This window comes from Acidithiobacillus sp. TH-A36 (genome assembly GCF_057473445.1).
On record NZ_JBYCKP010000612.1, the window covers coordinates 1 to 2,328 of the forward strand.

The following is a 2,328-nucleotide window of genomic DNA, read 5'->3' on the forward strand; positions in this document are numbered from 1 at the left end:
TAAACATCATCAGTCGGTTCCAGTTAGGGCATGAACCGGTCAACCGTTTCACCCTGCATATGCGCTGGCGAAGCCCCTCTGTTACCGGGAAAAAGGATCCTCAGCCATGACCTTAGACGATATTCGGCATCTTCAATGGGAAGATATTCTCCAGTGGCCTATCCAAACCAAGGCGATAGCCCTGGCTGTACTGATTGCGGTAATGGGTGTGGTGTTTTGGCTGGAATTTGTCCTGCCCGAAATGCACCGGATACATGACCTGACGGTCCAGACGCAGCACCTGAAAACTCAAATTCGTCAGGAACAGCGTGTGGCTCAGGTGTTGCCTGCCTATCAAACGCAAATCAAGGTCATGGATCGCCGTTTTCAACGGTTTCTGACACAGCTTCCAGATCGGACGCAAATCCCCTCGCTGTTAGACAATATCACTTTGGCGGGACGCAGCCGGGGTCTGAATTTTGAATTGTTTCAGCCACTTCACCGCATCAATCAGCGTTTCTACCAGGAAATTCCGGTCAAGCTCACCGTAACCGGTACTTATGGACAGTTGGGCCGCTTTGTGGCGGCGGTAAACGCCCTGTCACGCATCGTCGTTTTTCATGACCTGAACATTACGCGGGTTCCCTATACGGGAAAATCTCTGGCGGCGCGGGCGTTATCCAAACAAAAGCTGACCATGCAATGCACCGCAACGACTTATCGGTATCTGAAGCGTCAATCACCCCGCCATAAAGGAAACGTGAAAAATGGATAAACGGGGTGCCTCTATCTATGTATGGATTCCTACCGCGCTGGTATGGGCGAGCGTGTGTCTCTTGTCGGGTTGTTCCCAGCAGACGGAAAGCATGCAGTCCCTGCATCAATTTGTGCAGCATGTGCCGAAAACCACCGTGTCGATTCCACCGCTGCCCAAGACACCCCTCTGGAAACCCTTGGTGTATCAAAATCCGGCGCATCTGGATCCGTTTACCAGTTTTTCCGAATCGTTGCTCCGGGCAGAAGCGGAACAGCAGGGGGTTCATCCCGCGCCCGTACAGCATGGCCCTGTTCAGCCCCTGGAAAAGTACCCCCTGTCCAGTCTGCATCTCACCGGCATGGTGCGTACCACCCAGGGTCACTTGTGGGCGATTTTGCAAACCCCTAAACATCGGGTCTATCGCGCCACGTTGGGCAGCGCCGTAGGGACCCACGATGGCCGGATAACGGCCATGCATCATCAAAACGGCCATTCCAGCATCACGGTCACGCAATACGTGCGCAATATTTTCGGGAAGTATCAGCGCCGGGTCACGGTTCTGCACATGCAGGATGGTGCATGAGTGCGGATGGCGCATTATAAGGAGTTTTTGAGTATGTTTAATCCAGTATCCCGTTCTGTTCTACCCAACTCGTGCTGTCTATCTGGTCGCCGTATGCCCAGTTGCCGTCTCTCTGTCGCTGTGTTGGGCGCCTTGATGTACTTCAGTACTGGTTCCGCCTGGGCGCAGACCGATCTGCGCAGCATGACGCCCATGCATGATGCACAGGGTACGGCTTTCCTGATTCACGGAAATGCCCGGCCTGCCTACAATGTGCAGGTCCTGAATGGCGGATATCTCGTGAAAATCGATTTTAAGAACGCGCATTTTTCGCCTTCCCTGGGTACCGTCATGGGGCATGGCGTCGTCGAAAATGTGCTGGCCGAAAATCATGGTCACAATGCCCGCCTGGACCTGCTGCTAAAATCCCCGGAACCGATTAGGGTGGAACCGGTGATGGGCGGGTATCTCTTGGCGTTTGTCGGTCACACCACACCGCCAGCGGCTCATGCTCCAGTGGCAAGTTCAGGGGCAACGGCAGTATCCAGCCCAGCGGTTACTACCGGTCCTGTCGCAGCGCCTGCTCCGGTCACGGCTGCCGGGACAGCCATTAATAACCTGCATTTCCATCGCGGCAAACAGGGCGGCGGCATTCTGGCCTTATCCCTTTCCGGCCCGCAGCCGGCGATGAATGTCACCCGGGAAGCGGGTCATCTCATCGTGGTCCTCAAGCATACAGCCGTGCCTGCCAGCTACCGGCATCTTTTTGGTGTCACCCAGTTCGGTACCCCCGTACAATCGGTCGAAGTCTATCCGCTGGGTCGGAACGCCCGTCTGGTTTTTACGGTGCATGGACCCTATACCTACTCGGCCTATCAGTTGGGGCACCAGACCCGTATTGTCGTGCGGCACAAAACCGCAGAATCTGTCCAGAACCCCGAAGACAGCCCGCGCCTGAGCATGGATTTTCAGGATATTAGCGTGCGCGATGTGCTGCAGGTCATTGCCGATTTCACCCATCAGAATATCG

Annotated in this window: 3 protein-coding genes; all 3 read left to right on the forward strand. The window is 55.2% G+C overall.

Annotated features, from left to right (window positions below):
- The first annotated feature begins 106 nt into the window (after positions 1-106).
- Positions 107-754, forward strand: a complete 648-nt coding sequence (locus tag AC2VLY_RS15360) for a type IV pilus inner membrane component PilO (protein WP_486922576.1) — start codon at positions 107-109, stop codon at positions 752-754.
- On the forward strand, positions 747-1,319 hold the full coding sequence (locus tag AC2VLY_RS15365; protein ID WP_486922577.1) for a pilus assembly protein PilP: 573 nt from the start codon (positions 747-749) through the stop codon (positions 1,317-1,319). Before AC2VLY_RS15360 ends, AC2VLY_RS15365 begins: the two co-directional genes overlap by 8 nt.
- A 135-nt stretch (positions 1,320-1,454) precedes the next feature.
- On the forward strand, positions 1,455-2,328 hold an 874-nt coding region (locus tag AC2VLY_RS15370), incomplete at its 3' end, for an AMIN domain-containing protein (protein WP_486922579.1).

What these genes read in the sequence shown, in the direction of transcription:
- AC2VLY_RS15360 (WP_486922576.1), top strand. Translation starts at nt 107, where the DNA reads ATGACCTTAGACGATATTCGGCATCTTCAATGGGAAGATATTCTCCAG.
- AC2VLY_RS15365 (WP_486922577.1), top strand. Translation starts at nt 747, where the DNA reads ATGGATAAACGGGGTGCCTCTATCTATGTATGGATTCCTACCGCGCTG.